At 62.7% G+C, this 26997-nt stretch carries 27 protein-coding genes; 12 read left to right on the plus strand and 15 right to left on the minus strand.

Annotation, left to right across the window (positions count from 1 at the left end; translation table 11 throughout):
- Positions 1-135 precede the first annotated feature (135 nt).
- Entirely contained in the window at positions 136-2229 is a 2094-nt protein-coding gene (locus XW59_RS24035) for an acetate--CoA ligase family protein (protein ID WP_047148226.1), read from the plus strand.
- A 172-nt stretch (positions 2230-2401) separates the two neighbouring features.
- Positions 2402-3121, plus strand: coding sequence for a GntR family transcriptional regulator (locus tag XW59_RS24040; protein WP_047148227.1), 720 nt, complete (start codon positions 2402-2404; stop codon positions 3119-3121).
- A gap of 6 nt (positions 3122-3127) precedes the next feature.
- Here XW59_RS24040 and XW59_RS24045 read toward each other — a convergent pair whose 3' ends face one another.
- From XW59_RS24045 to cofH, 6 genes are read right to left on the minus strand one after another with little or no spacing between them, the layout of a single operon-like run.
- Positions 3128-3586, minus strand: a complete 459-nt coding sequence (locus XW59_RS24045; protein WP_047148228.1) for a VOC family protein — start codon at positions 3584-3586, stop codon at positions 3128-3130.
- Positions 3587-3596: 10 nt separating this feature from the next.
- On the minus strand, positions 3597-4214 hold the full coding sequence (gene cofC / locus XW59_RS24050; protein ID WP_047148229.1) for a 2-phospho-L-lactate guanylyltransferase: 618 nt from the start codon (positions 4212-4214) through the stop codon (positions 3597-3599).
- Positions 4207-5151 (minus strand): 2-phospho-L-lactate transferase, encoded by a 945-nt coding sequence (cofD, locus tag XW59_RS24055; protein ID WP_047148230.1) that lies wholly within the window; start codon positions 5149-5151, stop codon positions 4207-4209. The genes cofC and cofD overlap by 8 nt, the downstream gene beginning before the upstream one ends.
- Positions 5148-5915 carry a coenzyme F420-0:L-glutamate ligase gene (gene cofE / locus XW59_RS24060; RefSeq protein WP_047148231.1) on the minus strand — a complete coding sequence of 256 codons (768 nt, stop codon included), beginning with the start codon at positions 5913-5915 and terminating at the stop codon, positions 5148-5150. The genes cofD and cofE overlap by 4 nt, the downstream gene beginning before the upstream one ends.
- A gap of 4 nt (positions 5916-5919) precedes the next feature.
- Complete coding sequence (npdG, locus tag XW59_RS24065) at positions 5920-6603, minus strand: NADPH-dependent F420 reductase (protein ID WP_047148232.1); 684 nt, start codon at positions 6601-6603, stop codon at positions 5920-5922.
- Between the two features lie 11 nt (positions 6604-6614).
- Complete coding sequence (gene cofH / locus XW59_RS24070) at positions 6615-9257, minus strand: 5-amino-6-(D-ribitylamino)uracil--L-tyrosine 4-hydroxyphenyl transferase CofH (RefSeq protein ID WP_348639331.1); 2643 nt, start codon at positions 9255-9257, stop codon at positions 6615-6617.
- Here cofH and XW59_RS24075 point away from each other — a divergent pair.
- From XW59_RS24075 to XW59_RS24085, 3 genes are all read left to right on the plus strand, one after another.
- Complete coding sequence (locus XW59_RS24075; protein WP_082137782.1) at positions 9211-10347, plus strand: ABC transporter substrate-binding protein; 1137 nt, start codon at positions 9211-9213, stop codon at positions 10345-10347. The two genes, cofH and XW59_RS24075, sit on opposite strands and share 47 nt — an antisense overlap.
- 72 nt (positions 10348-10419) lie before the next feature.
- On the plus strand, positions 10420-11172 hold the full coding sequence (locus tag XW59_RS24080; RefSeq protein WP_047148235.1) for an ABC transporter ATP-binding protein: 753 nt from the start codon (positions 10420-10422) through the stop codon (positions 11170-11172).
- A 37-nt stretch (positions 11173-11209) separates the two neighbouring features.
- Complete coding sequence (locus XW59_RS24085; protein ID WP_047148281.1) at positions 11210-12079, plus strand: ABC transporter permease; 870 nt, start codon at positions 11210-11212, stop codon at positions 12077-12079.
- A gap of 184 nt (positions 12080-12263) precedes the next feature.
- Here the strand turns inward: XW59_RS24085 and XW59_RS24090 are convergent, their stop codons facing one another.
- Both XW59_RS24090 and XW59_RS24095 read right to left on the minus strand, forming a co-directional pair.
- Positions 12264-13736 (minus strand): aldehyde dehydrogenase family protein, encoded by a 1473-nt coding sequence (locus tag XW59_RS24090; RefSeq protein WP_047148236.1) that lies wholly within the window; start codon positions 13734-13736, stop codon positions 12264-12266.
- A gap of 21 nt (positions 13737-13757) precedes the next feature.
- Positions 13758-15377 (minus strand): GMC family oxidoreductase N-terminal domain-containing protein, encoded by a 1620-nt coding sequence (locus XW59_RS24095; protein WP_047148237.1) that lies wholly within the window; start codon positions 15375-15377, stop codon positions 13758-13760.
- Positions 15378-15566: 189 nt separating this feature from the next.
- On the opposite strand from XW59_RS24095, the gene XW59_RS24100 reads away from it, so the two are divergent.
- The 6 genes from XW59_RS24100 (at position 15567) to XW59_RS24120 (ending at position 19600) form a co-directional block, all read left to right on the plus strand.
- The gene (locus XW59_RS24100) at positions 15567-16091 is read left to right on the plus strand and encodes a nuclear transport factor 2 family protein (protein ID WP_052958456.1); all 525 of its coding nucleotides are present in this window, start codon (positions 15567-15569) and stop codon (positions 16089-16091) included.
- A gap of 236 nt (positions 16092-16327) precedes the next feature.
- Positions 16328-16462, plus strand: a complete 135-nt coding sequence (locus tag XW59_RS29830) for a hypothetical protein (RefSeq protein ID WP_281406248.1) — start codon at positions 16328-16330, stop codon at positions 16460-16462.
- A gap of 41 nt (positions 16463-16503) precedes the next feature.
- Positions 16504-17832 carry an AMP-binding protein gene (locus XW59_RS24105; protein WP_170990209.1) on the plus strand — a complete coding sequence of 443 codons (1329 nt, stop codon included), beginning with the start codon at positions 16504-16506 and terminating at the stop codon, positions 17830-17832.
- Positions 17829-18539, plus strand: coding sequence for a VOC family protein (locus tag XW59_RS24110; protein ID WP_052958459.1), 711 nt, complete (start codon positions 17829-17831; stop codon positions 18537-18539). The genes XW59_RS24105 and XW59_RS24110 overlap by 4 nt, the downstream gene beginning before the upstream one ends.
- Before the next feature lie 94 nt (positions 18540-18633).
- The gene (locus XW59_RS24115; protein WP_047148238.1) at positions 18634-19161 is read left to right on the plus strand and encodes a MaoC family dehydratase N-terminal domain-containing protein; all 528 of its coding nucleotides are present in this window, start codon (positions 18634-18636) and stop codon (positions 19159-19161) included.
- Positions 19154-19600, plus strand: a complete 447-nt coding sequence (locus tag XW59_RS24120) for a hypothetical protein (RefSeq protein WP_052958460.1) — start codon at positions 19154-19156, stop codon at positions 19598-19600. Before XW59_RS24115 ends, XW59_RS24120 begins: the two co-directional genes overlap by 8 nt.
- A 159-nt stretch (positions 19601-19759) precedes the next feature.
- Here the strand turns inward: XW59_RS24120 and XW59_RS24125 are convergent, their stop codons facing one another.
- From XW59_RS24125 to XW59_RS29420, 7 genes are all read right to left on the minus strand, one after another.
- The gene (locus tag XW59_RS24125; protein ID WP_047148239.1) at positions 19760-20230 is read right to left on the minus strand and encodes a hypothetical protein; all 471 of its coding nucleotides are present in this window, start codon (positions 20228-20230) and stop codon (positions 19760-19762) included.
- On the minus strand, positions 20227-21564 hold the full coding sequence (locus tag XW59_RS24130) for a type II and III secretion system protein family protein (protein WP_052958464.1): 1338 nt from the start codon (positions 21562-21564) through the stop codon (positions 20227-20229). Before XW59_RS24130 ends, XW59_RS24125 begins: the two co-directional genes overlap by 4 nt.
- A gap of 42 nt (positions 21565-21606) precedes the next feature.
- Positions 21607-23766 carry a type III secretion system export apparatus subunit SctV gene (sctV, locus tag XW59_RS24135; protein ID WP_047148240.1) on the minus strand — a complete coding sequence of 720 codons (2160 nt, stop codon included), beginning with the start codon at positions 23764-23766 and terminating at the stop codon, positions 21607-21609.
- Complete coding sequence (locus XW59_RS24140; RefSeq protein WP_246666194.1) at positions 23750-24010, minus strand: hypothetical protein; 261 nt, start codon at positions 24008-24010, stop codon at positions 23750-23752. The genes sctV and XW59_RS24140 overlap by 17 nt, the downstream gene beginning before the upstream one ends.
- 77 nt (positions 24011-24087) lie before the next feature.
- Positions 24088-24294 carry a hypothetical protein gene (locus tag XW59_RS29705; RefSeq protein ID WP_246666195.1) on the minus strand — a complete coding sequence of 69 codons (207 nt, stop codon included), beginning with the start codon at positions 24292-24294 and terminating at the stop codon, positions 24088-24090.
- 218 nt (positions 24295-24512) lie between these two features.
- The gene (locus XW59_RS24150; protein WP_082137785.1) at positions 24513-25559 is read right to left on the minus strand and encodes an EscD/YscD/HrpQ family type III secretion system periplasmic domain-containing protein; all 1047 of its coding nucleotides are present in this window, start codon (positions 25557-25559) and stop codon (positions 24513-24515) included.
- A 118-nt stretch (positions 25560-25677) separates the two neighbouring features.
- Entirely contained in the window at positions 25678-25851 is a 174-nt protein-coding gene (locus XW59_RS29420; RefSeq protein WP_170990210.1) for a hypothetical protein, read from the minus strand.
- Positions 25852-26059: 208 nt separating this feature from the next.
- Between XW59_RS29420 and XW59_RS24155 the strand changes: the two genes are divergently transcribed.
- The gene (locus XW59_RS24155; protein ID WP_246666196.1) at positions 26060-26914 is read left to right on the plus strand and encodes a MurR/RpiR family transcriptional regulator; all 855 of its coding nucleotides are present in this window, start codon (positions 26060-26062) and stop codon (positions 26912-26914) included.
- Positions 26915-26997 lie beyond the last annotated feature (83 nt).

A 26997-nucleotide genomic window follows, 5' to 3' on the forward strand; every position in this document is an offset into this window, starting at 1 on the left:
TTATTGTCAAAAGGCGCGGATTTTTAGCGGCTAGCGCTTGCGAGAACCAAAGCTGAATTGACAGTTGAGGGCCAATGATCCTAAAGATGTCCCATCAACTTACGGTGCTAGACACGCGATAGGAGGAGGCCTTTCATGCTCGAAGGAATCAAAGCCGGACCGAGGTCGCGTGACGCGATTGCTGGGCTGTTCGAGACCAGGGCTCTCGCGATTGTCGGAGCGACGCCAGATGCCGGCAAGCTCGGCAGTGCGCCGATGGCGGCGATGCGCAATCTGGGTTTTCAGGGCGAAATCTTCGGCGTCAATCCGCGTTACGAGGAAGTGCAGGGCTTTCCCTGCGTGGAGTCGGTTGCAGACCTGCCAAAGCATGTGACGGCCGCCATGGTTCTGGTTTCGGCCGAGCCCGCCATGGAAGTGGTGGAACGATGCGGCGCACGCGGCATCCGCTCCATCGTCCTTATCCCGCAGGGGTTCGGAGAGGCAGGTGGCGTGGGGCTCGAGCGCGACGAGCGCATCCTGGCTGCCGCTGACAAATACGGCATGGCGATTGTCGGACCGAACACCAACGGCATCAGCAACGTGGCCACGGGGATGGCGATGTCGATGGGCCCTATCTTCGCCATGAATGACAAGGTAAAGCCTGGCCGCGTCAGCGTCGTTTCGCAGAGTGGCGCAATGGTGTCGAACATGCTGAGCAAGATGGGCGCGCGGGGCATCGGCATCGCCAAGACAGCCACCTGCGGTAACGAGCTCGTGCTCACCATGGCCGATTACCTCGGCTACATCGCCGACGACCCGGAGACGGACGTGGTGGTGCTGCTCGTCGAGACGATCCGTGACCGTGAAGGTCTTCGTAACGCTCTGGCGCGTTGCCGCGCTTCCGGCAAGCCGGTCGTCGCGGTGAAGACGGGCGAATCCGAGATGGGCCAGAAGGCTACGCTTTCGCATACGGGCGCAATCGCCGGCTCGTTCAAGAACACGGTCGCCTTCCTGGAAAGGGAGGGCGTGATCGTCGCTTCGGACATTGAGATGATGGCTGCGGCTGTGGAGCTGCTGGTGCGCCACAAGTGGCCGCTCGAAACACCTCAGCGCATCGGCATGGTGTCGATATCAGGCGGCTTTGCGGCACTCGCGGCCGACGAGATGGCGCGGCTCGGCCTGTCGCTGGGCGAGCTGTCGGCCAATGCGGTGGCAGAGTTGCAGCAGCTGCCGAACCAGAGCCACGCGATCAACCCATATGATTTTGCGGCTCAAAACGCGATCATCCCGAGTGTGCTCGATATCTTCCGGCGTGATGGCTACAACCAACTTGTCTTTGGGCTATCGCTTCTCAAGGACGGTATCCGTGAAACCGTGCAGAAGATGGTGATCGATGCCAAGAAGGCGGGCTACGATCAGATATACGTCGTGTCCCCGGAGACAGAACCGGATGAGAAGGCGGTTTTCCAGGAGGCCGGCATCACCGTTAGCGAGGATACTCGCCCGCTTTTCGATGCCATGCGAGTGCTGGGCCGCTGGCGCGGGCCGTCGGCTGCCGTCGCGGAGCCCATCCGTTCCGACTGGGTGTCGGTCGACCTGCCCGCCGCGGACGGGCTGATGGACGAGGTCGCCAGCAAGGCGGTGCTTGCCGAGCTGGGCTTGAAGATCCCCGTCTCGCGCGTCGTAGGCACCACCCCGGATCTCTTGGCGATCGAAGGACTGTCACGGCCGCTCGTGATCAAGGGACTTTCGAAGACGATCGCCCACAAGACCGAACACGGCATCGTCGCGCTGGGCCTGAAAAATGACGAGGAAATAACCGCCGGGTGGAAGAAGGTGGCCGAAGGGCTGGCCAGGGCCGACCCGTCCAGTGACCGCCTGTTGGTCGAGGAGATGTCGTCCTCCGGCCTGGAAGCGATAGTCGGCATGCAGAACGATCCGGCCGTGGGACCGGTCATCATTATCGGCGCCGGCGGTATCCTGGTCGAACTGATCGCCGATGCAGCCATCCTCATTCCGCCATTCACCCGCGAAGAAGTACTTGAAAAGCTCGACCGCACACGCTTCGGCACGTTGCTGCGCGGTTATCGTGGCAAGGTCTTCGACCGCGAGGCGCTGGCCGATGCGGCGGTTGCGCTTGGTCGGCTCGCGCTGTCCGAGCCGCGGCTGGACTCGATCGACATCAATCCGGTCTTCGTGCATGAAAGGGGCGTTGTTGCCGTGGATGGCAAGATCACGCTTAAAAGCTGAGGGTCGGCACGGTCATCAACAGGCTAGCATCGTTCCTCGCTTGCGTTTTCGTTGAAAACCTAAGGGCTAGGCACTAGCCTGCCTGCATCGAGGTTCGAGGCTGGGGGTGTAGCAGATTTCTGAGGAAACCGACACGCAAGAATCCGGTGGCGCGAAAGGTTCGCGAGGCTCCATGGGATATCGGCAGATCGCCTCCACGCTGATCGACGAAATTCATCGCGGTAACTGGTCCCTCAACGAGCGGCTGCCGTCGGAAATGGATCTCGTTGAACGTTTCGGCGTGGGCCGCAACACGGTGCGCGAGGCACTGCGCGAGTTGCAGGATCTCGGTTATCTCAGCCGGCGCCGCGGAACGCGCTCGGTACTCATTCGCACCACACCGGAGAGCAGTTTCGTCAATTCGGTGCGTTCCGTCGACGAATTGCTGGAATACGCCAATACCACGCGCACTACCCTGCTTGCCTCGGAGAACGTTATCCTGTCGCAGGACAAGGCGCGGCAGCTCGATTGTCCGCAAGGCAGCGAGTGGCTGCGGCTGCAATTGCTACGCCGGCGAGAGGCCGGCGGGCTGCCGTTCTGCTACTCGGAAGTCTATATACATCCGAAATACCAGGACGTACTGCCTTACGTGGATGGTGAGCACAACATCTACACGATCATCGAACGGCGCCACAATATCGTTATCCGACGCGTGGTTCAGGAGATCGAAGCGGCGGCGGCGGATGAAAACATCGCCTCGCGCCTGCACGTACCGGCCGGTTCGCCGATTCTGCTTGCTCGCACGAAATTCCATGCCAGCGACAACGAGCTGGTCGAGGTCGGGATGGCGCACTTCGCCACTGGCCGCTATCGTGTGCGCATCGCTCTGGATCGCAAGTCGCGGCCCGACTGATCAGGCCTACGCAAAACGCGCCGGCTGGATTAGTTCGATGCTGATGCCGTCGGGATCGCGCAGGTAGACGGCGCGCGCGCCGACATTCGGCCCTGCTGTGCTGACGATCATGCCGCCTAGGGGATTGAGTTCGAACGACGCGGCCTTCTCGACCATCGCGCCGATGTCGCTGACGTCGTAAGTCAGGTGGGCGAAACCGGTATCGCAGGGGCGCGCATCGAGCCTGGAGCGATCGTTTGGGCCGAGATAGCTTATCAGTTCGACACCGACCAAGCCGGGCTTCCGCAGATGGGCGACCATGATGTCGGCGCCTTCGATGCCGGTGAGCAGCGCTACGTTCCCAGGCTCGCGCGGAGCGAGGGAGACGAGGTCGTAGCCGAACAGATCGCGAAACATCGAGACCGAGCGCTGTAGGTCTGAAACGGTGAAGCCGACATGATTGGTGCCGACGACGAGTTCGCTCACATTTCCCTCCTTACACCGGCGAAGCCATTTCGGGTTGTTGCAGGATTCTGCGCCAGATTTCGAGATCCCTGGGCTCATCGATGTCGTGCGCCAGCGTAGGCTCACGAACGATGCGCGTGCACAGGCCGGCTTCCGCGGCCGCGGCAAGATGCCGATCGAGGCTGCCGGCGCCGTAGAGGAATGGAAAGTGGCGGAAGGCAGCGTTCGTCATTGCGAGCAGGTTCGTACCGTCGTCGGCGCGATCGGGTGCAATGGTCACATCGGCGGCGTGCGACAGGAAGCGCGTGATCGCTTCCGTATCAGCCAGGGGAAGATCGGTAGGCATTATGAGCACGCGCTTCGCGATTCCCGGCAGTGACGCGCGAGCCTGCGATATTGCTGGGTTCAGACCTAGATCCGGATCACCGATTGTTGTAGCGCCCGCTGAACGCGCTATCTCGGCCGCCCTGGGATCGGTGGTCAGCACCACGATCTCGGGCGCCGGCAGCAAGGCGTTCAGCCGACACAATGTAGAGATGAGGAAATCTTCGCATAGCTCGGCGCGCTCGCCCGTGGACAAGACGGGCGCGAGCCGCGATTTGCCGAGCGCGAAAGCCTTGCAGGGAACGATTGCAACCAGGTCAACCATGGCGCAGCGACCTCGCGAAATCCAGGGTTTCCCGCGCCAGCCGGATGCGATCCGCTTCGTCGCGCATCAGCGCGTCGGTAACGAGCACCTTCATGCCGAGCGCCTCTATCGCCGGCGCTTGTTCGGCGTCGGCATGGTCGATGACAAAGCCGTCGGCAAGCCCTGCATAACGTTTGGCGACGGCGAAGGCCGTCGCCGGCATGTCGAGCTCGCGCATCATCTTGGCGGCCGGTCCTTTCACAGCCTGCCCGGCGATGATCGGCGAGATCGCAATCACTGGCACGCGCTCGAGCTCCGTTCGCATGCCGGGAACCGACAGGATGGGTTCGACGCTGACAAAGGGATTGGAGGGGCAGATGAGAATGGTGTCGAGATCGGGATGCCGCATCGTGGTCAAGATTTCCGGCGTCACCGATGCCATCTCGATGCCTGCGAGACGAAAGCCGCTCACAGGTATCTCGCAGCGTAACCGCACGAAGTAGTCTTGAAAGGGCAGTTCGCCATCACCGGAGAGAACCATGGTCCGTACCGGTTCATCGGCCATGGGCAGGATGACAGCTTCGATGCCGAGTCTGGCCGCGAAGCGGGCGACGATGTCCGTCAGCCTTTCGCCGCGCGCCAACCCCATGGTGCGCAGGACATGCATGGCGAGATCCCGGTCGCCGAGCCGGAACCAGTCCGGGCCGCCCAGCCTGCCGAGTTGGTCGAGGAAACTCCAGCTTTCGCCTTCGATGCCCCAGCCTTGCACGCGATTGGCGATACCTCCCAGCGTGTAGAGCACTGTGTCGATGTCGGGGCAGATCGAAAGCCCGACATGTTCGAAATCGTCGCCCGTGTTCACGATGACGCTTAGGTTTTCGCCAAGCAGGTTGGCAAGACCGTGCACCAGCTTGGCTCCACCGACCCCGCCGGCAAGTGCGACGACCCGGCGACTCATCGGAAAAGATCCATGGTCCTCGCCCGGACGAGTTCCCGTGCACTGCCCTTGCACAGGGGGTAGGGAAAACCGCGCATATGCACTACGGGTGTGCGCTCGTCAGCCTGACCCATGACGAGAGAAGCAGCGGCGGCGAGCTCGTCCGCTACTCCGAGTTCCGTGGTCAGCAGCGGACGTCCGTTCATGTCCGGATGGCCGCGCATGTCGATCAGGCCCGGCACGCCGGCCACGCCGATCGCCGTGCCGGTGGTGCCAAGACGCCAAGCGCGCCCGAAACTGTCGATGATGACGATGCCGATGTTAACGCCGGTTCGGGCTTGCAGATCGTCACGCAGACCCTCAGCGCTGGCGTCAGGATTCTCGGGCAGCAGCAGCACCGTCTCTCCGTCGACGGTCACGTTCGACGCATCTATGCCGGCATTGGCCATGACGAAACCGCGGCGATCTTCGACGATGATCACGCCCGGTCGACAGCGCAGGACCTCGACGGATTCGCCCAGGATCAATTCAACGAGGCGTGGGTCCTTCTGCGCCGTTGCGGCCAGTTCGCGGGCGCGTCGGCTGGGCGTGACATCGGCAAGCCTCACCGCGCGGCCCTCAGCCTTCGACACGATCTTCTGCGCCATAGCGATCACATCGCCGTCCGTGATCGCAATGCCGCTTGCCTCGAGCCCGGTGAGGATTAGCCTCGTCAGGTCATCGCCCTCAGAAACTGCCGGCATGTCCGGCAATGGGGTGATCACGAGCGGCGTGCGGGAAGCCATGGCGTCAGCCGCGCGGCTCGGCCGGCCGATCCATGCCGGTGATGCGAATGCCCGAGCCGGCGAGCTTGTAGCGGCGGTTGATGGCGATCAGCACCGAGGTCAGCGCTTCAGCGGCAGCCGAATTGCAGACCGGCCCGCCATAGATGCCGCGCAGGCCCATAGTGCCCACCAGACTCACGACCGTGTCGCAGGCAGCGCCATCGTCGCCAAAAATAAGCACGTCGCAATCGACCTCGTGGTCGAGGTCGTCCAAATTATGCGCGGAGACGTTTTGGAACGCCGCCACCACCCTGACCCCGGGGCCGAGCTTCTCCTGCATCGCGGCGACGGCCGAACCGCCGGCCGGAAGCTGCACGCGGCTCACCTTCGGCGGTACGAGTGGCACCGTCGCGTCCACCAGGATCTTGCCCTCGAGCTCGGCTTTCACCTGCTCCAGCGTACCTGCCTGTGCGGTGAAGGGCACGGTGAGGACGACGATCTCGCCCGCCGCCGCCGCACCTTTCAGGTCGGCGCCCGAAACGGAACCGCCGCCCACGCGGGCATTGATCTCGGCAGCGCGCGCCTCTGCCTTGGCCGCGTCTCGCGAGCCGATGATGACCTTGTGCCCTGCCACAGCGAGCCGTAATGCGACGCCCCCGCCTTCGCTGCCAGTACCGCCCAGTACCGCGACCGCCCCAATGGTTTCCATCAATATTTTTCCTATGCGATTTCGGCCGTAGCGGCCGTGCGTTTCTTCCCAATCGGGCCCATGACCAGAGGCGCAAGTTGCTCGGCCTCGTAGGAGGCGGCAACCTGCCCGGCCGCCGGCTTACCGTATAGCGTCGTGCGCTGTTCGGCCCGTCGATGCGCGCGCGCGATCAGGGTGTCCATCGCCTCCGGCGGCAGCTCCTGACCGTGTTGGGTGCCGGCCGCACGCGAGATGCTTTCGTTCATCAGTGTGCCGCCCAGATCGTTGGCACCGGCTCCGAGGCAGGCGAGCACGCCTTCCGCGCCGAGCTTCACCCACGAGACCTGAATGTTGCCGATCAGCGGATTGAGCACCAGCCGAGCCACGGCATGCATGAGCATCGTCTCGCGGAAGGTGGGGCCCTTGCGCGCCTGCCCCTTGAAATAAAGTGGCGCTTCCATGTGCACGAAAGGCAGTGGCACGAACTCCGTGATGCCGCCGGTGCGTTCCTGCAAGTCTCGCAGCGACAGCAAATGGCGCGCCCATTGCCGATGCGTGTCCATGTGACCAAACATGATGGTTGAGGTGGTGGGCAAGCCGGTGCGATGCGCGGCCTCCACGACATCCAGCCACTTCGCAGAATCCAGCTTGTCCGGGCACAGGATGCGTCGGGCCTCGTCGTCCAGAATCTCGGCGGCCGTACCGGGAAGCGAGCCGAGGCCAGCGTCACGAAGCCTGCCGAGAAAACGATCGAGCGTGATGCCGAGCGTCGCTGCTCCATGCGCGACCTCCAGCGGGGAAAAGGCATGGACATGGATGGTGGGCGCGCCACGCTTGGCGGCCGCCAACAGGTCGAGATATGCCTGACCGGTGAAAGCAGGATGGATACCGCCCTGCATGCAGACCTCGGTGGCGCCGCGCTCCCAGGCCTCCGCCGCCCGCCGCGACACTTCTTCCAGGCTCACCGCGTACGGCTTGCCCCGCAGGTGCTCGGCCCCCTTGCCCTTGGAAAAGGCGCAGAAGCTGCATTTATAGGTGCAGACATTGGTATAGTTGATGTTGCGGTTGACGACGTAGCGAACCTTGTCGCCGCTCACCTTGCGCCGCAGGACGTCGGCCGCGGCCACCACGACGTCGAAGTCGCCGGCTCGCGCCGCGAACAGCCTCGCGATTTCCGTCTCGTGCAGCCGCTCACCCGCCATCGCCCTGTCGATCGATGCCTCGATGCCGCTTCTCGCCAAACGCGTGATGGCCGGGGTAGGGCGCTTCGGTGAGACCAGGGTTCCTGGGGACCATGGATCGGCGCGTGCCCAGCCCTCCGCATCCGAATGCTGGAGCGCGGCGGTCTGCATGGCCGGCGTCAGCCAGTGCTGCCGCTTTGCCAGATAGGAAGGATAGATCGGCAGTCGGGCAATGAGCGCCGCGCCTGATCGTTCGGTTGCGATGCGTAACTTTTCCAACGTCGGCCACGCCGCTTCCGGGTTCACATGGTCCGGCGTGACCGGCGATACGCCGCCCCAGTCGTTGATGCCAGCCTCCAACAGGCGTGGGAAGTCGTCGAAGCTGAGATTGGGCGGTGCCTGGATGTTCATCCGCGGCCCAAGCACGATGCGCGCCACGGCGACCGTCCACAGCATTTCGTCCATCGGCAGCGCAGGATGGTTGGCCATGCGGGTGTAGGGCTTGGGCTGGAAATTCTGGACGATCACTTCCTGTATGTGGCCGTGACGCTCCTGCAGCGCGCGAATGGCGAGCAGGCTCTCGATCCTGTCCTCACGCGTCTCGCCTATACCGACGAGGATACCGGTGGTGAAGGGAATGGCGAGGCGTCCGGCCTCCTCCATCATCTCGATCCGGACCCGCGGATGCTTTCCCTTCGAGCCGAAATGCGGCCCGCCGCGCTCCAGCAAGCGCGATGACGTGCTCTCCAGCATCAGGCCTTGCGAAACGCTGACGTCGCGCAAGCGCGCCATCTCCTCCCCCGACATGATGCCGGCATTGATATGTGGCAGCAGGCCGGTCTCCGCGACGACGCGGCGCGCGACCTCGATCAAATAGTCGATCGTGGTGGCACATCCGAGTTCCGCCAGTTCCTCGCGCGCGACACGATAGCGCTGCTCGGGCATTTCGCCCAACGTAAAGAGCGCTTCGGTACAGCCCGCGGCGGCCCCGGCGCGAGCGACCTCCAGTACTTTTTCAATAGACATGAACGCGCGCATACCCGCGTGCGGGGGATGCGCGAAGGTGCAGTAGCCGCATACGTCACGGCAAAGTTGCGTCAGCGGCAGGAACACCTTCGGTGAAAAAGAGACGGAAGCGCCATGACCAGCCGCCCGCAGCTCCCGAGCCTGCGACATGAGTTCGCCGAACGGGCGCTCTAGAAGCGCCGAATGGTCCACCGCTAAGTCTGAGAGGTCGAGTCCCAAGCCGCTCATATACAATCCCTTGAAGCCAGTCGGACAGGTGCCTTGAGGTGCGCCGCAAGCTAGACATGTTGATATACGTTCTGTCAAGATGTCCAGACAACATGCGAAGCATGGTTCCCGGCCGGCGGCTTGGAAAATCTTATTAGATAGAGAATGATATTTTCTATCGAGAAAGAAGCTTGCCTTCGGAATTCGTTTTGATATGGTCCTCTTGGGAGAAGCGTGGGCATGGCCTGCGCGTGTTCGCATCGGTATGCGCCAAGACTCGTCGAGCCTTGGGGTTCATGGCGCAACGGTTGCTCGTGAGGAGGAAAAAACAATGAAATATGCTTCGATCGGTTATGGCATCGCTGCGGCTTTCGTGGTCGCCTCCGCGGGGTATGCGACCTCGGCGACCGCCGAGGATCTTGTTCGCATTGCCACTGCTTCGACCTCCGTGGCACATGGCCCGCTGCCGCTCAGCATGGCCGATCCCTCCATCTTCGGGAATAACGGCATCCGCATCGAGGTTACCAATCTGAACGGGCAGTCCGCGAACTGTATCGCGGCGCTGCTCTCGGAATCGGTGGAGCTGTGCCAGGTGGGTACACCGACCGGCACCGACGCCATAGCCGAGGGCGCCAAGCTCAAGGCGGTCGCCGTCGTCACGGGACCCATCAATGAGATATTCATCTCCAAGAAGGCCGCCGAGGCTTCCGGCGTGTCTCCGGATGCGCCCGTCGAGGAGCGAATCAAGGCTTTGAAGGGCCTCAACCTCGTCACCGCGGCGCCCGGTACCGCGCATTACCTGACGCTCGCGGCCACGCTCGAAAAGGGCGGCTTCACCATGGACGACGTGCGTTACCGCACGCTCGGTGACGTAACGGCCATGATCGAATCCATTCGCGCCGGCCAGATCGATGGCGCGTTGTGGACGATCGGCTCGTTGGCTCCGCTGCTCATGGATGATTCCGGCGTGCGCTGGATCAGCATGGCGCGCGGCGACATCGACGAGTTCAAGACGCTCCCTTATGTCACCGTCTATGCGCGGGCCGACTGGGTTGATGCCAATCAGGATCTGGTCGAGCGTCTCCACAAATCCTACGCCGACGCCATCCAGCAATTGAAGACCGAACCGGAACGTACGTCCAAAGTGTTCAAGGATGCGTTCTTCCCCAACCTCGATCAGGCGTTGTGGGACGATGGGTTCAACATGGCGCGCCAGGCATATCTCGACGGCGCCAAGACGACTGCAGCCGCCTGGCAGCAGTCATTGGACATGCAGGTGAAAGGCACCGGCAAGAACTACGAGGCTGCCAGTTTCGAGGCTATCGTCATTCCTGCGGCCAGGGCCGAGTAATTACTATAGAGGTGTACGGCGCGGTGTCGTTGAGGAAGGCCGTGCCGCATGACAATTTCGGGAGGATTCAGCATGTTGCTCGAATTGCGCGACATATATTTCCGGTATCACGGCGAGGCGCCGATCCTCGAAGGCTTCGATCTCGAGGTGCAAGACGGCGAGTTCGTCGCGCTGCTGGGTCCAAGCGGCTGCGGGAAGTCCACATTGCTGAACCTCGCGGCCGGCCTGCTCGATCCGCTTTCCGGCGAAGTTGATTTCGAGGGCAAGGAGCTCAAGGGGCTCAACCGAAATGCCGGCTACATGACCCAAGGCGACACGCTGTTGCCCTGGATGACCGTGACCAACAACATCGCGCTACCGCTCGAACTCAGAAATTTTCCGAAGGCTGAGCGTCAGCAGAAGATCGAGCGCGCACTCAGGCTGGTGAATTTATGGGACGCCCGCGACAAGTTTCCATCCGAACTTTCCGGCGGCATGAAACGCCGTGCCCTGCTTGCCCGATCGATCATCTATGATCCACCGATGCTGCTGATGGACGAGCCCTTCGGCGCGCTCGATGCACAGATGCGCGAGACGATGCATCAGGAATTGCTCGACACGGTCGGACGCACCGGCGAAGGCGTGCTCTTCGTCACGCACGATATCGCCGAAAGCATCCTGCTCGCCGACCGCATCATCGTGCTCGGCGGCAAGCCGCTCAAGGTGATGGAGGAAATTCATATCAAGTGGGGCAAGGATCGGGATCTCGACCAGATCCGTAAGGACCCCGAATACACCGCGCTCGAGACGCGGCTGCGCGACCTGCTGCGCGCTGCGCATTCGTGACGTCATGATGGCCCAAACCCAGGAAGGCAGGCCCGCCATGAACATGATGACCAAGGTCGAGTCTGACAAAGAGTTGGCACAATCGACCCGGGCGAAGCCCCGCGGCCTCACGAGACCCGCTCCGGTGCGAAAGAGTCCCGCCCGCTACCGGCTGGAGAATCTTGCGTTGCAGGTATTGCTGATCGGCGGCTTCCTGCTCCTGTGGGAATACGCCTCTGATCGTTGGGTGCCTAAGCTGATGGTTAGCAAACCAAGTGAAATCGGCGCCATGATGCAGCGCTGGCTGATGGATGGCACCTACATGACAAACTTGTGGGTCACCATACAGGCGACCTTCTTCGGCTTCACCTTCGGTGCTGGCGCCGGGATGATCGTCGGTTTCCTGACCGGCTCGTGGCGCAGGCTCGGCGATATATTGCAGCCGATCGTGACCGCCTTCTACACGCTCCCGCGCTTGGCGCTGGCGCCGCTCTTCCTGCTTTGGTTCGGTCTCGGCATCGAGTTCCGTATCGTCTTCGCCGCGACGATCGTGTTCTTCCTAGTCTACTACAACACTTATTTCGGTGTGCGCGAAGTGAGTCGCGAGCTGATCTCCGCCGTGCGCATCATGGGTGCATCGCGGCTCCAGGTGATGACGCGGGTGATCATCCCCTCCGCGCTGGTGTGGGTCGCGGCCGGCCTCAAGATCTCGGTCCCGTATGCACTGGTGGGTGTCGTCGTAGCGGAGATGCTGGCGTCGGACCAGGGAATGGGCTTCCTGCTGTCCCGCTCGGCCAGCCAGTTCTCGGCTTCCGGATCGTTCGCGGCGATCGCCGGCCTGTTGGTCGTGGCGCTGATCGTCGACTGGATCATCACGAAGATCACTGACCGCGCCCTGCGTTGGAAGACAGTGGCCGAGCAGAATTAAGGTTTGCAGTCCTCCCACGACTGACCTGGAGCGGCCCCCGGGCCGCTTCTTTTTTTGCAGTCGTTCTTCGGCTTGCTCAAGACGCGTCCGAGCGACGCACCGGCATGCGTCAAACGTTCGACATAAAAAGAAAAAGGGCGGCCGTCGAGCCGCCCTGTCGCTCCTGCGCCATATTGCGGACCCGTCAAGTCTTGGCGATCGCCACGTTCTTGATGCGGATGTATTCCGCCAGCCCGTCGCGTCCGCCCTCGCGGCCGTAGCCGCTGAGGCCAAGTCCGCCGAAGGGAGCGTTCTCGCGCGCGGTCGCCGCGCCGTTGACGATGACGTTGCCCGAATGCAGTCGGTGAACGAGATTCAGCGTGCGCGGTAGATTGGCCGAATGGATGTAAGCACCGAGCCCGAACCTGGTAGCGTTGGCGATCTCGACAGCCTCGTCCTCGTTTCGGAAGGGGATCACCGAGATGACCGGGCCGAAGCACTCGTTCTGGCCGAGTGAGCTTTCGGGCTTCACGTTGGCGAATACGGTTGCCTCGACGAAGGCGCCGTTCTCCAGATGCCTCGGCTTGCCGCCGCCCATCAGCAACTCGCCGTCGCCGTCCGACTTCGCCTTTGCAATGGTGGACAGGAGTCGCGACTGGGCCTGGAAATGCACGACCGGACCGAGGTCGGTCTCCTCGTCCATCGGATCGCCCATCTTCAGCGAAGCAACCTCCGCCATGACCTTGTCGAGAAAGACCTCGGCGATGCTTTGCTCAACCAGCAGTCGGGTCGGTAGAACGCAGCCCTGGCCGCTTAGGAAAAGCGGCTGGCGAGCCGAATGGCGCACCGCCACATCCATGTCCGCGTCGGCGAAGACAAGGTTCGCCGACTTGCCGCCGAGTTCGTAGAGGGCGGGCTTCGACTGGGGAGCGATCGCAGCGGCGATGCGGGAAGCGGTGTGACCGCCGCCGGTGAAGGCGACCTTCGCCACACGGTCATCCAGCACCAGCGCCTCGCCGGCCTCCGCACCTCCGGTAACCAGGTTCAGCACGCCTTCCGGAATGCCTGCCTCTTCCGCAAGCTGCAGCAGCAGGGCGGCCGTAAAGGGCGTGAACTCCGGTGGTTTGATGACGACGGTGTTGCCGGCGGCCAGCGCAGGGCCGACCTTCATGGCCAGGCCCATCAGTGGCCCGTTCCACGTTACGATCATGCCGATGACGCCGAAGGGCTCGCAGATCGTGTAGTCGAAGACGTTGTCGTCCTGGAAGGTGGAGACTACCCGGCCTTCCATCTTGTCCGCCCAGCCCGCCGCATATTTGGTCCAGGCGGCGAACTTGCCGGGGATGGCGCGCACGGACTTGATGGGCGTGCCGACCTCCTTTGCACCAATCCATGCGAAACGTTCCGTCTCGCGCAGCACGAGATCGGAGAGTTTGAAGAGCAGGTCGCGGCGAATGGCCGGCGACGTAGAGCGCCAGCCGGGCAAGGCTTTCGCAGCGGCGTCGATCGCGGCTTTCACCTCCCTGGCGCCTGCGATCGGCACTTCTGCCTGCTGCTCTCCGGTGGCGGGATTAATGTGAATATGCGTTCCGCCGGAAGACTGCCGCAGCAGGTTTCCGCCGATGACCAGCCCGGCTTGCGGAAGGCTGAACTGCGTGGCTGCCGCCTTGACGTTCATGATGTTTCCTCCTTGCCACTGCTATCCGGCGCGGATCATGTCGGCGGTCTTCTCGGCGATCATCATCGTCGCGGCGTTGGTGTTGCCGGACACGACAATGGGCATCACCGACGCATCGACGATACGCAGACCATCCATGCCGTGCACCCGCAACCCGCTGTCGACGACGGCCATTGGATCGTCGGCGCGGCCCATGCGGGCGGTGCCGCTCGCATGGTACCCGCAAAGACCCTGGCTACGGGTATAGGCAAGCAGTTCCTCGTCGCTGTCCGTCTCGATGCCGGGCATCGTCTCCGTTTCGGTCAGCGCCGCCATCTGCGGCGTGGCCATGATCTTGCGCGCTATTCTGAGCGCTTCCACCGCCGTGCGGCGGTCGCTTTCTTCCGCCAGGAAGTTCGGCTGGATCGATGGTTTGGCCATCGGATCCGACGAGACGATCTTCATCCAGCCGCGGCTGTCGGGCCTTAGCTGCCAGACACCGGTGGTCATGCCGGGGAAATCGTCGAGACGGCCGAGGAAACCCTGCTTGAAGGTGCCTGGGGTGAACGTCACCACGATGTTCGGGCGGTTGAGCTCCGGCCGCGTCTTCCAGAACGCCGCGCCGAGGACTACGCCCATGCCAAGGATGCTGGGCATGCCCAAGCCCCAGCGGAGCATCTGACCGAGGAGACGCGGGCCCGAAGCAAGGCCGTTGATCGAAACGGCGTTCTTCGCACGGTAGGTGAGCCGAGGGGTATAGTGATCCATATAGTTCTGGCCCAGCCCCGCGAGCTCATGCACCACGGGCACTCCGGCATCGTTCAGGACGGTGGATGGGCCGACGCCCGAGAGCATCAGCAGCTTCGGCGAGTTGACCGCACCGCCGCAAAGAATGACCTCGCGTCGCGCGCGCACGGTCCTCGTCGTCGAGTCGCCCGTCTTGCGGTATTCGAGGCCTACGGCCTTCCTGCCTTCGAATACGATACGGGTTGCGAGCGCATCGGTGCGCACCTCGAGATTGCGACGCCCAGCCGCCGGTTTGAGGTAGGCTTTTGCGGCGCTATATCGCTTGCCGCGATCGATATTGTACTGGTAGCGGCCCACGCCTGCCTGATCGCGACCGTTATAGTCGGCATTGTAGGGGATGCCGATCTCCTGCGCTCCCGCCATGAAGGCATCGACAAGCTTGTTCTTCCACGACAGGTCCATGACCGGGATGCCGCCTGCGCGGCCGCGAAATTCCGCCTCGCCCTCGCCGATGCGCCGTTCAAGCTTGCGGTAGTAGGGTAAGATGTCGTCATACGACCAGCCTTCGTTGCCAGCGGCCGCCCAGTCGTCGAAATCATCGCGCTGGCCGCGCACCCACACCATGCCGTTGATCGAGCCGGACCCCCCGAGCAGCTTTCCCTGGATCACCGGCAGCTTGCGATTGTCGATGTGAGGGCCGGGTTCGGTTTCGTATCCCCAGGTCAGGCCCGGATCGAAGATCACCTTGATGAAGCCTGCCGGAATGTGGATGAACGGGTTCTTGTCCCGGGGGCCCGCCTCGATCAGGCAGACCGACACTTCCGGCTTTTCCGAAAGGCGCGCGGCGAGGATCGCACCCGCCGAACCGCCGCCGACAATCACATAGTCAAACTCTTCGCCGCTGGTGACGCCCATGTCCTTCCTCCAGATCAAGGCCGCCGGAGCTGCTCAACGGCGCCGCCGCCCCTCCCGGGCGTTCCGTTCGACGTTTCTACAACCGGTGGAAACTCGCCGCAACTTGTTTTCTCATGGAAGAATGATATTCTTTATATGGAATATTGGAATTGCGGTGCAAATGGCCGCAGCGGAGCAAGGGGAGGAAACATGACGGACAAGGAGATCGCAACGCGACTAAGGCGTCTGGAGGATCGCGAGGAGATACGCGTCTTGGTCGCGCTCTACAGCAAGCATGTCGATGACCATGATTTTTCGGCGCTGGCGACGCTATGGGCGCCCGATGCACGCTATTCTTGGAAGGATTCCCCAGACGTCACCATCGGCGGCGAGAAGGTCGCGGCTCTCCTGAAGAGCAGGATCGAACCGACGGGACCGAGCTTTCACGTCAACCACGACCACGTGATCGAATTTGGCGACGATCCGGATCATGCGACAGGGCTGGTCTGCGCGCATGCCGAGACATCCGGCCCGACGGGGCAGAACATGGCCGCGATACGATATCACGACCGGTATGTCAGGCACGGTGGACAGTGGAAGTTCGCGGAGCGGGCCCTCGCTTTCCTCTATTTCACACCGGTCGGCGACTATCACGAGATCATGCGAGCAGAACACCGGATGCGTCTGCCGAATGGGAAAACCCTTCTGGCGCACTGGCCGACGTTCCAGAGCTAAGGCCGGGATCTAGGGCCGGGATAGGATCACGAAAGTGCCGCCTCGCTTCGCCGCATCTTGCGTTTCGCAGTTGGCATTCGCCACCACATGGGCTGTTCAAATGAGGGCTGCGCCTCTGGACGCACAAACTTGCTTCGCGAATTCGACATGCCGCTAGAGATTCTCTATAGAGAATTATATACTGTATTGAGAATGACCTATCGATACTGGCGGCCAATGACGGGAGGAGATTTTTTATGACTACGAGACTCCGCGCCGAAGATGGCGCGCTGGTTCTGTCGCTTGCCCGTGCGGCTTCGCGGCGGCTCACGATGGTGGCGCCGGATGCGAATATCCCGGTGATCTCGTCCGCACAGACCCTCGACAGGTAGCGGTGATGACTGGTGCGATGACTGGCAAGGGATCGCACTTCGTGAATCCCTTTTTTGAAACCATGCCACGCGACGCGCTCGACGCTTTCGTCGAACGCGCCGTGCTCGGCCAATTGAAGGCCGCCGCCCGCGACGTACCTTTCTACAAATGGTACTATGCGCGTGCCGACTTCGACCCGGCGCGGCTTTCCACCCTGGCCGAATTCCGCGCAGCGGTGCCGTCTGTGACGAAGCGGGACTTCCTTGCTTTCCAGTCGGAGCATCCGGACGCCGGCTTCGATCCACGTGCGCGACAGGTCCATCTGACCAGCGGCACCAGTGGCGTGGGACGCGAGGTTCACACGCGCACGCAGCACGACCTCGCTGCGATTGGCACAGGTGGCGGCTACGAATTCATCTGGGCTGGGATGCGCCCCGGCGACCGCGTCATGCTGACCATGCCCTATTCACAGACCATGGCCGGCCCCTATTTCCAGGGGTCGTGCGAGGCTGCCGGCGTCGTGCCGATCAACGCATTCGCGGCGGACACCACCGAACGGCTTGAGCAGCTCTACAGGTTCCGGTGCGCGGGCCTGGTCGCCACTCCTTCTTATGTGCACCGCTTGACGATCGCCGCGCGCGAAGCGGGCCGAACGCCGGCGAAGGACCTGCCGGAACTGCGCGCTATCTTCGTTTCGGGTGAAGCCTACGGGCTGGAATGGGCAGCCGAAACCATGGCGTTCTGGGGTGCGCAGATCGCGGAAGGCTGGGGCGCCACGCAGACGCTCGGCGTCGCGATGGCAAGCGCCGGGTCGGGCGCCGTCGAGATCGGGCCCGATGGTACGCCGCGCCGAGGTCGGCTCTACGGGATCGACCATCGCTGTTACATCGAGGTGCTCGAACCGGGCACCGACACGCCTGTGTCCGCTGGCGAGTATGGCGAGATCGTCGTCACCACGCTGCGCACATACGGCTTGCCCTGCATCCGCTTCCGCATGGGCGATCGCGTGCGCCTTCTGGAACCATCCGGGGCCGTGCAGCGGCCGTTCTCCGCCTATGAGGCGGGCTCGATCACGCGTGTCGACGACATGATCAAGATGCGCGGCATGAACATCTGGCCGAGCGCCGTGGACGAGATCGTGATCGGTGGGCCGGTGAGCGACTATTCCGGCCGCATCTATACCGATACGGGCGGCCGCGAGGCGATCGAACTGCGCGTCGAACTCGCCGATTCGGTCGAGAGGCCAGATGAATTCGCCTCGGGACTTTCGCGAAAGCTCAAGGAGAAGGTCGGGGTCAAGATGGACGTCGTGCTGATAGAGAAAGGTTCGATCGGCGAGGTCCAGTTCAAGGCGCAGCGGTGGCGCGATGAAAGGGCGGTGCGGCGATGAGCGAAGAAACCCGTGATTCCGTTGCCTCGCTCGAGGATGTCGCCGCACATCTCCAGAACCTGCGGTTGGGCGCGCAGCGGCTCTCGCAGGCGGCCGCGAAGCTCGAGGCTACCGATATCGTCGTCCGCTTTGCGGAGCGCATCGAGGCGCTTGTGGCCGAGGCGGCATGGGAGTTGGGCATCGGCGCCGATCCGGACGAGCAGGTGCGCGTCGCCGCACCGAATCTCGATCATATCGGCATCGCGGTCCCGGATCTGGCTGCGGCAACCGCATTGTTCGCGGATTGCCTAGGCGGGAAACTCGTCGCGGGCGGTACGACACCTGATGGTGTGTTGACGAGCACGCATGTACAATTTCCCGGTGGCGGCAAGATCGAGCTTCTGGTGCCCGCTGGTGATCACCCCATCGGTCGTTTCATGGAGCGCGAGGGCCCTGGCATCCATCACCTGACATTCGTGGTGAAGGATGTCCGTGCGGTGGCGCAGCGCCTGTCGGAGGCCGGCCACCGTGTCGTCGATGCGGATTTCGAGAATGCGGAATGGCGCGAAGCCTATGTCAGCCCGCGCACGGCTTTCGGTTGTCTGATCCAATTGGTCGAGCCGCTGGAGGATTATGGCGATCCGGTGGAGGGGATCACCATCGAGGAAATAACGGGAGGCCGCTGGACTTGGGTGAACCATCACCCGGCCAAGCGCGCGGAGGGCTAGGGAAGGCGTTCGTGATCGGCTTCCCGCCGGTTTCCGACGCATGCCGAGACGCGGGATCGAACCCTGATCCTGACCGTGTTGAGGAGATAGCGGCATGATTGTCGATCTGCAGCCATTGGTGGGCGCGGTTTTTGCCCGTAAGGTAGGCGCCGAGCCGGTTTCCGAAGTGGGCATCCGTCGCTACGTCGAGGCACACGAACTGGAATCTCCACTCTTCCACGACCGTGCTCAGGCGCGCGAGGCGGGTCACAACGACATCATCGCCCCGTGGTCCATGCTGCTCACCATGGCGATGGGCGCTTACTGGAAGCCCGGCGACCCGACCATTGAGCCCGGCATGTGGCCGCCCTTCGCATGGGGCGAACTTTCTCTTCCTGGCGGCGAGATGGTGACCAGCGAGGTCGGACTCGAATTCTTCGAACCCCTGCAGCTTGGCGACATCATCCACTCCGAGTACCGGATCGCGCGGGTGACGCCGAAAAACACAAAGGTCGGCTCGGGCGATTTCATCGACTTCGAGATCAACTTCACCAATCAGCACGGCAAAACGATCGCGGTGGAGCGCTGCACCGTCTACCGCTACATGCCGCACGGGCACGGAGAGGACGTTGCCAATGGTTGAGCCAACGCGCGTCGACGAGATCGTGCCCGGCGCTTCCTTCGGCACCAGTACGCTGCACCTCTCCCTCCACCGCCTGATCATGATCGCGGGCGCGAATCGCGATTTCGCGCTCAGCCACAGCGACAACGAGGCCGCTCGGCAAGCCGGCGCGCCCGCCGCCTTCGCCGATGTGATGCTGTGCTTCACCCTGTTCGAGCGGCTGCTGCTTCAATGGTCGGGACCCCGCGGGCGGGTGAAGCGGCTTGGGCCCTTCAAGATCCGGGACTTCGTCACCTGCGGGCAGGATTCGGTGACCACAGGCACCATTATCCGCGTCGATGAGGTGGAAGGTCCCGATGGCGAGCCGTGGCTGGAGGTGGAGGGCACGGTCGAGATCCGGCAGCCTGATGGCCGCACGCCCGTTGCCGGTAAGGCCACGATGCTGGTACCGCGCAACTGATATATTTTCCTGGAAGTGGCGGCGGTTCGGCGCCTGTGGCCGGCGTGCCCACGATCGCCGCGAAAGCGCTTCTCGCTTGCGGACTTCATCATCCATCGCCGACTTTCAAATAAAAAGCGCTGAGTCCGATTTGAGGGAAAACCCCAAAATCTTAAATCGCTAGTCGGGCTGAGCATCCAACGGATTGGGCACCGCTTCGGCGTCATGGGCGCCGCCGAGGGATTGTTCCTCGCCATGGATGTAGCGGCGCGCGGCACGGGCGGTTGGCGCCGCCGGCGCCGGGCCGAGCGTCCGGCCCTCCACCAGGTCGCGTTCGTTCTCGACCATGAGCTGCAGATTGTAGGCGTTGGCGCAGCCTGGGGCCAAGTGGGGTCCGAGCTCGGGAACGAAGGTCATGTCAGTGGCGGCAGGTGAGGGGGGATTGTCCGCCGGCTCGCCAAGGCAGGCATTGGGCACGAGCATCGCGCCGCTGACGCCTTTTGCGCCGCCGGTGGACGCGTCCGTTGCGACGTAGCTGTAGTCGGGAGAATAGTCCTGAATCTTTCCGGCGCAGCCGGCAAGCGCGGCGATCGACAAGGCAGCCATCACCTGCAAGCGGATCGAGGGGCGGATGAAACCGTGCTGCTTCATTTGACAATCATCCCCATTCCGGACGTCTTTTTGGGCCTGGGCTGCGCCGCGGGGCGGTCCATGGGCGTTGCCATGCTGCGGGAACTGACGGGTCTGACGAGATAAGGCGTGATCAGGATGACCAGCTCCGTCTCCTCCTTTTGGAATCGCTGTGACTGGAAGAGGGCGCCTAAAATCGGAACGTCGCCGAGGATCGGGAATTTCTCCAGATTGCGGGCGAACCGCTGCTGGAACAGGCCGGCGATCGCGAATGTCTGACCGCTCGCCACCTCTACCGTCGTGTCGGCACGCCGCACCACGAAGGAGGGAAGGCTGAAGCCGCTGACATTGACGCTGCCGCCGTCGGAAAGCGAGCTCACTTCCGGCTGCACATTGAGCGCGATACGATCGTCGCTGATCAGCGTGGGCGTGAAGCCGAGCGAGACGCCGAAGGGCTTGTACTCGACGGTGACCGTCTGGTTGCCTTGCGGAATGGGAATCGGAATCTCGCCGCCGGCCAGGAAGCTGGCGGTGCTGCCGGTGACAGCGGTGAGGTTGGGCTCGGCAAGTATCTTGACGATCCCGTTGCGCTGCAGCGCCTCCAGAAAAACCTCTATGTCGACATTGTTGGACTTGATGCCGAAGCCGAGGTTGGGCTCGCCCGTACCTCCCCGCTTGAACATCCCGAAGCTGAAATCGCCCTGGGTAACGGACGCACTCCAGTCGAGGCCATAGGAAAGCAGCTCGGAGCGGGAGACTTCCGCGAAGCGCACCCTGATATTGACCTGCTGCGATCCGGCAATCGCCGTGTTGTTGAGGGGCGCATGTTCGGGCGGGGAATAGGTGCGCGCGACATTGTCGACGTCGACCGCCTCCTCTACGCTTCGCACGTGCCCCGTGGCCACGATGCGATTTCCGAAGATCGACAGATCGACCGCGGATTCAGGTTGCAGCTTGCGGTTGGCGTCGCGGGCAGGACTGTTGTCGACGCTGACGCGAAATTGCATCGAGGCTTCGATGCGCTGGTCCGCGGTGATTGCAATGAGGTTGGTCACGCCCGGTTTGAGGCCGAAGACATAGACCATGTCGGAGGAGACGATCTGGAGATCAGCCACAGTCGTGTCGGCGATCAGAACGGATTCGACCGGCTCGTTGAAACGCAACAGGCGTCCCTGTCCGACATTGAGATCGGTGCTCGTCTGCCCGGAGGAAGCTGAAAATGTCTGCGCCGATGACGCGCCGGAGCCGGCAAGAAGCGCCAGGCCAAGAAGCGCGATCACCAGAAACGGCGCGATCAGCGACCGGCCTCTTCGAAACCGTTGGTCCGACACGCAGATGACACCCCGAATGCTCATCCCATCCCCTCTTCAAAGCGTATTGTATGCATTGTTTTTGCGTCACCGACCGAGCCTGGAATCGTCCTGCGGCCCTGCAACGGACAAAGGTTCCCGCCTGCGAAATTCATCTTTGCGAAGAGTGATGGTCGCAAGCGGCTGCACGTTGAATTCCGGCGCCAGTTCCTGGAAGGAAAGCACCGGCAAGTCGATGCCTCGCTGCAGAAGCAGGGTCCGCAGATGACGGCGCAAATCCATCGATGTCAGGACGACCGGATCGGTGTCGGCGGAAGTTTCCGACAATGCCTGCTCTATCTGACCGACGATGGACTGGACGTCTTCGTCGGGAAGACTCAGGAAAGTGCCGGACGGCGATGACTGGAGTGCGCCCCGCAGCGCCTCTTCCGTTGAAGGTCGCACGATATAGGCCGCGATGATGTTGTTGCGGTCGGCCGCCCTGAAGCTGATCTGCCGTTTCAGCGCGGTGCGTACATATTCGGCGAGCACTGCGGGGTCGTCCTCGCGCCGACCCCATTGCGCAATCGATTCAAGGACGATGCGCAGATTGCGGATGGGTATGTTCTCGGCGACCAGCCGCCGCAGGATCTCGGCAATCTTCTGGAGCGGCACGGCCTCCTGGGCTTCCCTCAGAAGATCGGCGTATTCCGCCTCCAGCTGTGACAGCAATTTCTTCGTCTCCTGAATACCGACGAAATGGCTGGCGTAAGCGCGCAGCGCCCGTTCGAGCGCATGGGCGACGATGTCCGCGGGCTGGAGGAAATCGATGCCGGCTTCCGACAAAGTGACAACATGGCTGGTCTCCACCCACGCTGCCTTCCGCCGACCACGAGGATCGCCGGTTTCTTCATAGGCGATGCCGAGCAGGTCCAGATGCTCCGGATCTCCGATGGCCAGCATGCGGTCGGCGGGAATGTCGATGGTGACGATAGGGGCGCCTTCGAGATCTATGCGCGCGCGGCGCGCGTCCAGTCCAGAATCCACATGGACGCCGATTGTGGGGACATCCATGCCGAGATCGGAGAGAAGTTCGCCGCGTATGCGCTCGCCATTCGCCCGAAGCTCCTCCACGGAGGCGGTTTGGCCCACATCCGCGCCGAGCCGCACCAGGATCGAGGTGGCCGGCGGAGAGGCCGAGAACTGCGCCTGCGATACGATTTCCCCCTCGATTTCCCCCTCCCGCGAGATCGCGGCAGAGCTCTGCTCACCTTCCTGCTTCTTCGTGTTCCGATGAACGCCATATGCTCCGGCCCCGAGAATCGCGCCCAGCATCAGGAAGATGAGCGTGGGGAAGCCGGGAACGAGGCTGAGGCCTATCAGGATCACCGATGCGAGGGTGAGAACGCGGGTATCGCGCAAGAGCTGGCTGGAAATCTGCTCTCCGAGGTCTCCACGTTCGTCGATGCCGGCCACGCGGGTGATCAAGGTTCCCGATGCTATGGCCGTCAGAAGGGCGGGGATCTGCGCAACCAGCCCGTCGCCGACGGTCAGCAGGGAATAGGTCGCTGCGGCCTCGCCGATCGACATTCCATGCTGAAGGGTGCCGACTGCAAAGCCGCCAATCAGATTGACCAGTATGATGACGATGCCGGCGATGACATCGCCCTTCACGAATTTCATCGCACCGTCCATGGCACCAAACAGCTGGCTTTCACGCTCGAGTTGCTTGCGCTGCCGCCGCGCCTCGGCCTGGTCGATATCTCCGTTGCGCAGTTCGGCGTCGATGCTCATCTGTTTGCCGGGCAACGCGTCCAGGGTGAAGCGCGCGGCCACCTCCGCGACCCGCTCGGAGCCCTTCGCGATCACCACGAACTGAGCCACCGTGATGATGAAAAAGACGACCAGCCCCACGGCGATGCTTCCCCCGACAACGAAAGTGCCGAAGGCGGTGACGATTTCGCCGGCGTCCGCCTGCAGAAGGATCAGCCGCGTTGTGGTGATCGTGATCGCCAGGCGAAATAGAGTGGCGATCAGGATCACCGAGGGCAGCGAGGAGAATTCCAGCGGATGGGTGACATAGATCGCCGACAGAAGGATCAGCACACTGATCGCGATGTTCATCGTGATCAGCAGATCGACCAGCTCCGTCGGCAACGGAATCAACATCATCACGACGGCGACCAGCATCAGGGTCGCGATGACAAGATCGCTACGGCGCGCGCATTTCGCAAGAAGCGGTAATATCCGCTCAGACAGGGTCGACATGTTCACGCAAGGTAAGAAAGCTGCGGAAAGAGCGGCGTGCTTCCTCCGCCTCGCCGGCTACGAGCAGCGCCCGGCTCTTCATCAAGGCAAGCGCGGGATGATCGGCACCTTCCAGTCGCTCCAGCCGGGAGATGGTGGTGAGGGCTCTGTCTGCCTGCCGGTCGAGAATGAGAAGATGCGCTAGCGTGCGCAGAATGCGTGGGTTGTCCGGTGACAACTGAATCGCGATCAGCAGATAGGCCACGCCGCGCTTCGCTTGGCCGTGGCATCCGTAGAGATAGCCCAGCAGGTGGAGAAGCTGTACCGTGTCGCGTGCCTCGGTCAGAACCGGCGTCCTTCCCCCAACCTGGCCTTCAGGTCTTGATGACGCTCAATCTCCTCCTCCATCAATGCGGTCGCGAAATCCCGAAGCTGCTCGCCACCCTCGAGGGTGGGCACGAGATTGGTTACGCAGTGCTGCAGTATCGAAGCCGATTCACGCAGGATTGCCGGATCGGGAATGTCCGGCGAGATGAAGTCGAACAGCATGTCGTTGATGGATCGGCGCGGCGCCGCCCCGGCTGAGTAGGACGTCTGATGTTGGGATATCGCCGAAGCGGATGTTCCATCCGAGTGGCGTATCCGGCCGGACTGACGTTCCACGGCGTTCGCATGCGTGCGCCTCCGGGCCGAAAGAAGGCTCTCGATGCCCTGGCCGGTCGGACTCGGCTTGGGAGCATCGATCCGGGGTGCATCCACACGGCGTGTCATCGATAGTTCAGTGCGATCGTGGAATTGTCCTTCGAAAGCACGAGCTTCTGCTCGCCGATCTCTTCGATGATCCAGCCTCCGTTGACGAACGAACCCTCGTGATAGCGCGCGCCATCCGCCGTGATGATGTAGGGTCGCTCGCCGTACCAGATCGCCTGCAGGGCAAGGCGCGGGGCCACGGTGTTGCTGTCGCCGACCATCACATTGGAGACGAGAAGGATTTTCTGGCCATGTGTCCGGTCGAACCACGATTGCGCGGCAGTCCACGCCGCGCTCTGCGCTCTGGGGATGGTCCCCGATACGACGATGCGGTCGTCCGCGACGTCGATGCCGAGTCCGCCGATCCCGACTTGCTGCAACTGACCCTCAAGCTCCCCGCGCGCCTGCTCGACCGCGGATGAGCCAGTCCGGCTCGCGAGCGTCGCTTGCGGCGGCGCCGTGCCAGCCAGCGCGAAGACACCGCCTGTATCGGCCCGCTGCTCATTGGTGTCGGGCGCGGCCCGCGACAATGTGTTGGACGCGATCGACAGGGCGAAAACCGCCACGAACAGGCCGGCAGCGACCATGATCGGGCGATTGGAGGGTTTGGCGTCGACGGTGATACCCGCCGGGTTGGCAAGCCTTACCCGCGCATTCCCCAGAGCGAGCTCGATCGGCAGTTTGCACCGGCGGCCCTGGCCGTGTGGAACGAGATCGCCGTTCGCAAGACGCACCGGTCCGCCAATCGCCTCTATGTCGACCCGGTCGTGCCGGAAAAGCAATCTCGCATGGTCGGCCACGACGCCGTCGTCGATCAGCACGATGTCCGATTCTGTATTGGACCCGATGGTCGCCACGCGCGCATCGAGCTGCGCCCTGGCCCCCGAATGAAGGCCGCCGACGACGTCGAAAGCTATGGGCGCGGTGGTTTCCGCGCGGGGGATCAATGCCGCCGTCGCTCGTGCTGCCGCCTTGTCGCGAAATCCGCCCAATTGTCGCGAAACTCGGCGAAGGGTCGCCGTTTCGGGCAGCCTGGCCAGTAGTCTCGTCAGTTCCGCAGCCATTGGTCACAGCCTCCCAGGACAAACCTCGGGCACAGCTCGGCGAGCGCGCATGAACCGGTGGGATCAAGGATGTGCCGTCGCGCAAGCCGACGGCACATCCGCAATTTTGATGCGGAGCTTAGGCTTTCTGGCCGGCTTCGCCCATTTTCCGCGAGATGCTCATGTTCACGTCATGCTGCGACTTTGCCATCTCGGACTTGATGCTCAGCGCAAACATCTTTTCCTGATGCTTGATCATCTTGTCGAGATTGCCCTCGTTCGAGCCGGGGGTGATTCCTGGTAGTTCTGACATCGCCTGCTCCTACAACACAGTCCGTTCATGAATGCCCGGGAGCGCTCACTCCCCAGCGTTCGCAATGCAGCCTACGGTAACGAATTCGAGAATGAAAGTCCATTTGGAATGTACATGGTAAAAGAATTCCAAGTGTTGCATTCCGACCTGTGGGAGGTTAGGTTGTTCGGTGGGGCATTTTGGGGCTTTTGAGATGGAACGAGGACCTTTGACGGAACTGCTTATCGAGCGTTTTGAGACGCTGCCGCCGCAACTGAAAGTCGCGGCGCGTTTCGTGCTTGATCATCCCGACGACGTGGCGTTGATGTCGATGCGCGAGCAGGCGGGGCAGGCGGGCGTGTCGCATAGCACCATGATGCGCCTGGCGAGATGGCTTGGGCTGAACGGCTACGAGGAGATGCGCGCCCTTTATGCCGAAGCGTTGCGGGAGTCGCGCCTGTCGGGTCATGCGGACGTCCTGCACGACTATCCCGACGGAGAAGAAAGCAACTATTCCACCGTCGGAAGGGTGGCGGACACGCTTGCCGCCCAGGTCGCGGCATTGGGCGACTATGTCAATGCGAGGCAGTTGCTGGCCGCCGCCGACAGGCTGGCGAGCGCGCGGCGGCTTTTCAGCCTCGGCTTTCGGCGGGAGCACGCCGTGGCTCATCATTTCGCCAGCACGCTTGTCATGACGGGCAGGCAGGTCGCGTTGCTCGATGGAATAGGTGGAACGGGGATCGAGTTGCTCGGCGATGCGGGACCGGAAGATGCGATGCTTGCATTCGCGCTTAAACCCTATGCGCGTGCGACGGTCGAAATCGCGCAGCAGGCGCAGCGTCGCGGTGTCGCCGTGGTGGCCGTCACCGATAGCAGCGTCTCTCCTCTGGCGCGCCTGGCAAGCGAAAGCCTGATCGTGACCGCAAGCTCGCAATCCTGCTTTCAAAGCGTCGTGCCGGCGCTTGCGGCCGCGGAGATTCTCGCTGCCCTGATTGTCGCCCGCGATGGCGCCGGCGCCGAACAGGCGCTGAGGGCGGCTGAAGAACGGCTGGCCGCCTTGAACGTCTATTGGAAGTCGCCGTGAAGCGTTCGAGGGTTGCCTTGCTGTTTTGAGTTCCGTCTGCACGCCTTTGATCCGGTTTGAAGCATTGCGGGATTTGGAGGGAT

It is taken from the genome of Aquamicrobium sp. LC103, assembly GCF_001014615.2.
In the GTDB taxonomy this organism is placed as follows: Bacteria; Pseudomonadota; Alphaproteobacteria; order Rhizobiales; family Rhizobiaceae; genus LBCQ02.

Coding starts and splice junctions, on each gene's coding strand:
- XW59_RS24035 (WP_047148226.1), top strand. CDS start 136: ATGCTCGAAGGAATCAAAGCCGGACCGAGGTCGCGTGACGCGATTGCT.
- XW59_RS24040 (WP_047148227.1), top strand. CDS start 2,402: ATGGGATATCGGCAGATCGCCTCCACGCTGATCGACGAAATTCATCGC.
- cofC (WP_047148229.1), bottom strand. CDS start 4,214: ATGGTTGACCTGGTTGCAATCGTTCCCTGCAAGGCTTTCGCGCTCGGC.
- cofD (WP_047148230.1), bottom strand. CDS start 5,151: ATGAGTCGCCGGGTCGTCGCACTTGCCGGCGGGGTCGGTGGAGCCAAG.
- cofE (WP_047148231.1), bottom strand. CDS start 5,915: ATGGCTTCCCGCACGCCGCTCGTGATCACCCCATTGCCGGACATGCCG.
- npdG (WP_047148232.1), bottom strand. CDS start 6,603: ATGGAAACCATTGGGGCGGTCGCGGTACTGGGCGGTACTGGCAGCGAA.
- XW59_RS24075 (WP_082137782.1), top strand. CDS start 9,211: ATGGTCCTCTTGGGAGAAGCGTGGGCATGGCCTGCGCGTGTTCGCATC.
- cofH (WP_348639331.1), bottom strand. CDS start 9,257: ATGCGAACACGCGCAGGCCATGCCCACGCTTCTCCCAAGAGGACCATA.
- XW59_RS24080 (WP_047148235.1), top strand. CDS start 10,420: ATGTTGCTCGAATTGCGCGACATATATTTCCGGTATCACGGCGAGGCG.
- XW59_RS24085 (WP_047148281.1), top strand. CDS start 11,210: ATGAACATGATGACCAAGGTCGAGTCTGACAAAGAGTTGGCACAATCG.
- XW59_RS24090 (WP_047148236.1), bottom strand. CDS start 13,736: ATGAACGTCAAGGCGGCAGCCACGCAGTTCAGCCTTCCGCAAGCCGGG.
- XW59_RS24095 (WP_047148237.1), bottom strand. CDS start 15,377: ATGGGCGTCACCAGCGGCGAAGAGTTTGACTATGTGATTGTCGGCGGC.
- XW59_RS24100 (WP_052958456.1), top strand. CDS start 15,567: ATGACGGACAAGGAGATCGCAACGCGACTAAGGCGTCTGGAGGATCGC.
- XW59_RS29830 (WP_281406248.1), top strand. CDS start 16,328: ATGACTACGAGACTCCGCGCCGAAGATGGCGCGCTGGTTCTGTCGCTT.
- XW59_RS24110 (WP_052958459.1), top strand. CDS start 17,829: ATGAGCGAAGAAACCCGTGATTCCGTTGCCTCGCTCGAGGATGTCGCC.
- XW59_RS24115 (WP_047148238.1), top strand. CDS start 18,634: ATGATTGTCGATCTGCAGCCATTGGTGGGCGCGGTTTTTGCCCGTAAG.
- XW59_RS24120 (WP_052958460.1), top strand. CDS start 19,154: ATGGTTGAGCCAACGCGCGTCGACGAGATCGTGCCCGGCGCTTCCTTC.
- XW59_RS24125 (WP_047148239.1), bottom strand. CDS start 20,230: ATGAAGCAGCACGGTTTCATCCGCCCCTCGATCCGCTTGCAGGTGATG.
- XW59_RS24130 (WP_052958464.1), bottom strand. CDS start 21,564: ATGAGCATTCGGGGTGTCATCTGCGTGTCGGACCAACGGTTTCGAAGA.
- sctV (WP_047148240.1), bottom strand. CDS start 23,766: ATGTCGACCCTGTCTGAGCGGATATTACCGCTTCTTGCGAAATGCGCG.
- XW59_RS29705 (WP_246666195.1), bottom strand. CDS start 24,294: ATGCTGTTCGACTTCATCTCGCCGGACATTCCCGATCCGGCAATCCTG.
- XW59_RS24150 (WP_082137785.1), bottom strand. CDS start 25,559: ATGGCTGCGGAACTGACGAGACTACTGGCCAGGCTGCCCGAAACGGCG.
- XW59_RS29420 (WP_170990210.1), bottom strand. CDS start 25,851: ATGTCAGAACTACCAGGAATCACCCCCGGCTCGAACGAGGGCAATCTC.